At 37.9% G+C, this 5,592-nt stretch carries 5 protein-coding genes; all 5 read left to right on the forward strand.

The window, feature by feature from the left end; all coding sequences use genetic code 11:
- Nucleotides 1-714, forward strand: a 714-nt coding sequence (locus tag AC1DPZ_RS20880; protein WP_477407036.1) for a glycosyltransferase family 9 protein, incomplete at its 5' end; no start/stop codon positions are given.
- 10 nt (nucleotides 715-724) lie between these two features.
- Nucleotides 725-1,720: a glycosyltransferase family 2 protein gene (locus AC1DPZ_RS20885; RefSeq protein ID WP_477407038.1), complete on the forward strand. Its 996-nt coding sequence runs from the start codon at nucleotides 725-727 to the stop codon at nucleotides 1,718-1,720.
- Entirely contained in the window at nucleotides 1,717-2,538 is an 822-nt protein-coding gene (locus AC1DPZ_RS20890; RefSeq protein WP_477407040.1) for a hypothetical protein, read from the forward strand. Before AC1DPZ_RS20885 ends, AC1DPZ_RS20890 begins: the two co-directional genes overlap by 4 nt.
- A 24-nt stretch (nucleotides 2,539-2,562) precedes the next feature.
- Nucleotides 2,563-3,495 carry a glycosyltransferase family 2 protein gene (locus tag AC1DPZ_RS20895; protein WP_477407042.1) on the forward strand — a complete coding sequence of 311 codons (933 nt, stop codon included), beginning with the start codon at nucleotides 2,563-2,565 and terminating at the stop codon, nucleotides 3,493-3,495.
- Between the two features lie 84 nt (nucleotides 3,496-3,579).
- The gene (locus AC1DPZ_RS20900; RefSeq protein ID WP_477407045.1) at nucleotides 3,580-5,448 is read left to right on the forward strand and encodes an ABC transporter ATP-binding protein; all 1,869 of its coding nucleotides are present in this window, start codon (nucleotides 3,580-3,582) and stop codon (nucleotides 5,446-5,448) included.
- Nucleotides 5,449-5,592 lie beyond the last annotated feature (144 nt).

The following is a 5,592-nucleotide window of genomic DNA, read 5'->3' on the forward strand; positions in this document are numbered from 1 at the left end:
AATAAACATGTTGCCGAAATAGCAAAGACAGCCGGTATTAAATTACGCATAGGCACCACCAACAGGTTTTTTCATTGGTTTACCTGCAATAAACTGGTAAAACTGAGCCGTAAAAAATCCGATTTGCATGAGGCCCAGTTGAACCTGATGTTATTAAAACCCTTAGGGTTATTGTCGGCGCCATCATTAAATGATATCGTTAGTCACATTGGTTTCGAACGTAAAGTATTGCTTCCTTCCGAATTAACAGGTAAACTTTTGGCAGATAAGTTTAACCTTATCATCCACCCAAAATCACATGGTAGTGGCATGGAGTGGGGGCTTGATAATTTTGCCGGGCTGATTAATGCTTTATCATCCGATAAATACAACTTAATTATAACAGGATCGGATAAAGAAAAGCTGCTGTTAGCAGATTGGATCAGAACCCTGCCTGCCACAGTTACAGATATGACAGGCAAAATGACACTGACACAATTGATAACTTTTATAAGCCATGCCGACGGGCTGATAGCATCCGGTACCGGGCCTTTGCATGTGGCAGCTATGACTGGTATAAATGCCTTAGGTTTATTTCCGTCGGTAAGGCCCATCCATCCGGGGCGATGGGCACCTGTGGGCTTAAAGGCGCGCTACCTGGAAAGTGGAACTGCAGATTTAAATAGCATTACTGTTGATGTGGTTGCCGGTGAAGTTAGCTTGTGGAATAAGTAAAAAAACATCTATGCACAACAATAATAGTAAGCCAGGCATATCTGTAGTTATACCAAATTATAATGGTAAAAGCCTGTTGGCTAAAAACCTGCCGTTTGTATTTTCCGCGTTAAAGGCAAGCAATTGTAAATATGAAGTGATTATCCCGGATGATGCATCAACGGATGATAGCATAGTGTTTTTAAAACTGCAATACCCGGAAGCTATATTGATTGAAAGCGAAACCAACGGCGGCTTTTCAATTAATATAAATAAAGGTATTTTTGCAGCAAAATTTGATCTTGTTTTATTATTGAATAGCGATATCAAATTGGCCGAAAACTACTTTGAAAACCAGTTGAAGTATTTTGCATGGGCCGATACGTTTGGGGTAATGGGGCAAATACTTGATGAAAATACAAGTGAGATTTCTGAAGCCTGCAAATACCCACGCGATTCATTTTTTAAGATCAATTATTTTAAAAATGTAGCTTTTGCAGGGACAGGTAATGTGTACTCCTATTACTTAAGCGGCGCTAATGCATTAGTTGATCGCCAAAAACTTGTTGAGCTGGGTGGCTTTAATGAAATATTTACACCGTTTTACCACGAAGATCTCGATCTCTCTTTACGTGCCTGGGAAAGTGGCTTTAAATGTTATTATGAAAATAATGCTGTTTGTTGGCATGCAGTATCAACAACCATAAAAGAGCACAGTTCAAAAAAGAAGATAAAAACAATTGGTACCCGTAATAAACTGCTGCTGCATTATTTCCATCTGCAGGGTATTCGTTTATACTTGTGGGCGTTTATTACGTTTTTATCATTATCGGTAAAATGGGTAAGCGGCAAGTTGTACTATTATAAAGCATGGAGGTTGTATCTTAAAAAACTTCCTCAAATGCGCGCCTATAAACAGCACTTTATACAAACAGCCATGAATAAGCAACAATATATTCCGTTTGTTACAGTTAAAGCAAGCATAAAACAAGCGCTTGACCAACAATTTAAAACTCATCAACAATGACGCTGCTGCCTCATTTTATACAACAAGTTGAACAACCTGTTTATAAATACAGATACTCCGTTTGTACACTGGTAACCCGCAGGCCGGAATATCTGGAGATGCTTAACTCGTTTATAGAGGCAGGCTTTACTAATGATATTTGCGAGTACCTTATTATTGATAACAGTGAGAGTAATAAAATGGATGCCTATCAGGGCATCAACTCCTTTTTGCAAAAAGCAAGTGGTAAGTATATTATTTTATGCCATCAGGATATATTACTTATTGATAAAAGCAGTATTCAAATGCTCGATCAGCAGATAGCAGAGATGGATGCCCGTGACAATAAGTGGGGTGTATTAGGTAATGCGGGTGCCGTTGCCAGGTTATATAAAAGACATGTATATAAAATTGCTTATCCTAATGGAGTAACTGATATCAAAGGGCAAATCCCACAAAAAGTATGTAGTGTTGACGAAAACTTTATACTTGTAAAAAACAGTGCTAACTTCGCGTTATCAACCGATATTGGAGGTTTTCATTTATATGGGCTTGACATATGTATGATTGCCGGATTAATGGGTTATACATGCTACGTTATTGATTTTTTGCTTTTACATAAAAGCCTTGGCAATGTTGATGATGCCTTTATAAGGTCATTAAAACAGGTAAAAAACAAGTATACATTGTTTGTGAAGAACAGGTATTTAAATACTACTATTGCCAGCTTTTATTTATCGGGATCAAAAATTAAAAATATTCTGTTTGAAACAAGATTATTTAGAAGGGTTATTAAAACCGCTGAAGAAATTAAAGCGCTATTCAGTTCTGCCAAATAAACTCGTTACATTTTTTGAACAATAATGGAAAACCCACTGGTATCTATAGCGCTGTGCACTTATAATGGAGAAAAGTACCTGCGGGAGCAAATAGAAAGCATCATCAGTCAAACGTATAAAAACCTGGAGATTATCATTGTTGATGACTGCTCTGCCGATAAGACCTTTGAAATAGCGCGCGGATACATGACCCGTGACGCCCGGATAAAGTGTTTCAGGAATAGGGAAAACTTAGGCTTTAACAAAAATTTTGAAAAAGCATTGCGGTTAACTATCGGGGCGTTTATATCCATAAGCGATCAGGATGATATCTGGGAACCGCAAAAAATAGAGGTGCTTTTGAATGGCATAAAAGATAACTGGCTTGTGTTTTCCAATTCTGTTTATATAAATGCTGATGGCTCTGCTACAGACAGAAAATTATTAAATCATTTTTCGTTACAGGATAGAAGTTACAAAGCACTACTGCTTAATAATTACATTACCGGGCATACAACTTTATTTACCCGGGAGTTTTTGAATTATATATTACCTTTTCCGGAAGTAGGTTTTTATGACTGGTGGATGGGCTTTATAGCATTTTACCATAACCGGCTGGTATTTGTTGACGAGGTATTAACCCAATATAGGGAACATCCTGATGCGGTTACAAGTAATATTAAGTTCAGTAAGGGGCGGTTACGGAACCGGTTTTTCGAAATGATGTATAACCAACTTGCGGCATTTAAAACGTACCCGGGGTTAAAAGTAGAAGACGGTATATATATTAATAAGCTAAATGATGCGTTTAAACTGAAGCTTACTACCTATTCGGCACCCTTGTTTAAAATAGTACTGAAAGATTATGATGAGCTTTTTTCACTTGTAAAGGCCCGTAAAGGTATTTCTAAGCTAAACTTTGCACATAGATTTGCTAAACGCGAAAAGTATGCTGTAACCGATAGCTTAAAGGGGTAATAAATTAGGTAAGTATTTTTACACCACTAAGGCATAATAACGGTAATTACCCAATTACTATTAGCTTTGCATTTTATTTTATAAATGAAGATATATTTCAGACTACTTTCTTTCGCCAGGCCAATCGGCAAATTCGCTGTCCCGTATTTTATATTAACATTACTATCTATAATATTCAATACGCTAAATTACGTACTATTGGCCCCTTTGCTAAAGGCAATTTTTAACCCGGAGGCGGCAGGCAAGGCGTTGGTGAAACCGTTAAACTGGTGGAACCCACTAAACGATCTATCTTATTTTGCCCAATTGGCTAATCAGCGTTATGGTACATTAGGCGCGTTGCAGTTTATTTGTGTAGCCATTATAGTATCGGTGTTGCTGAGTAATATATTCAGGTATTTTTCGCAGCGCATTATGGAAAACCTTCGTATTTTTACCCTGCTTAACTTGCGCCGCACGGTTTTTAATAACGTGATGAACCTGCACCTTGGCTATTTTAATAACGAGCGTAAAGGGGATATACTTTCAAAAATATCTGCCGATGTGCAGGTAGTGCAATTTTCGGTTACCGGTACGTTACAGGTGGCCTTTAAAGAGCCCTTTCAATTGTTGTTCTACCTGGTAACCTTATTTGTAATATCGGTTAAGTTAACATTGTTCTCCATGCTGATTATCCCAATATCGGCTTTTGTAATATCAAGAATAGTTAAGCGGCTTAAAGAACAAGCCACAGAATCACAGCAAACCTACAGTAATATGATCAGCAATCTTGATGAAGCCCTATCCGGCATCAAGATCATCAAGGCATTTAATGCTGCACCTTTTATTAAAAACAGGTTTGATCGCGAAAATAAGGAGTATTCAAGAATAACCAAATCAATGGCAAAAAGACAGCAAATGGCTTCGCCTGTGTCAGAATTTTTGGGGGTTTTAATGGTTTCGGGCATTGTATTGTATGGTGGTTCATTGATCATTCATCATGAAGGAGCGTTAACAGCCGAGAACTTCATTTTATATATTGCCATGTTTTCGCAGATCATGCGCCCCGCAAAAGCTATCTCAGATTCATTTAGTAATATCCACTCAGGTATCGCAGCCGGCGAACGCGTATTGGCACTGATAGATGAAAAGCCGTTAATTAACAATGCGCCGGATGCCGTGGCTATTGCTGATTTTACAGATAGCGTAAGATTTGAAAATGTATATTTTGCTTATAAGGATAAGCAATCTGCCAAGGATAAGGAAGCGGGGGTTGTTGATGATGCCAATAAATCTGTATTGAAAGGGCTTAACCTGGTAATACCAAAAGGTAAAACTGTTGCGCTTGTTGGTCCGTCGGGAGGTGGCAAATCTACTTTAATGGATCTGCTGCCTCGTTTTATTGAACCTCAGGTAGGTACAATTTATATTGATGGTAAGGATATTAAATCTGTAACTATGGAATCATTAAGGGCGATGATGGGGATAGTTAACCAGGAATCTATTTTGTTTAATGATACCATATTTAATAACATCGCCTTTGGTAAAACAGATGCTACCCAGGCACAGGTAGAAGCTGCGGCGCGTATTGCTAATGCCCATAATTTTATTTTGGAAACAAGTAAGGGGTATCAAACCAATACCGGCGATAGGGGAACAAAGCTATCCGGCGGTCAAAGGCAAAGAATATGTATAGCAAGAGCGGTACTTAACAATCCTCCAATTATGCTGCTTGATGAGGCCACATCAGCATTGGATACTGAATCGGAAAAACTGGTTCAAGATGCGTTAAATAATCTGATGAAAAACCGTACTTCATTAATTATTGCGCACCGGCTTAGTACGATACAAAATGCCGATTTAATTATTGTGCTGGAAAACGGAATGGTAGCTGAACAAGGCACACATATAGAATTAATTAGCCATAATGGCTTATATAAGCGCTTAATAGATATGCAGGCTTTTAATGGATAACAACGTTATTATAAGCACTGATGTAAAAATGGCTTTTGTGGTTTTATAAGGCGAATTAGATATCCGTTTTTTGAAATTACTTAGGAGCCAGCCAGGGAAATTTTATCTGGCTATCAAAAATCAGAATAAAGCATAGTATCGGTT

This window comes from Mucilaginibacter sp. P4_G9, from assembly GCF_056400985.1.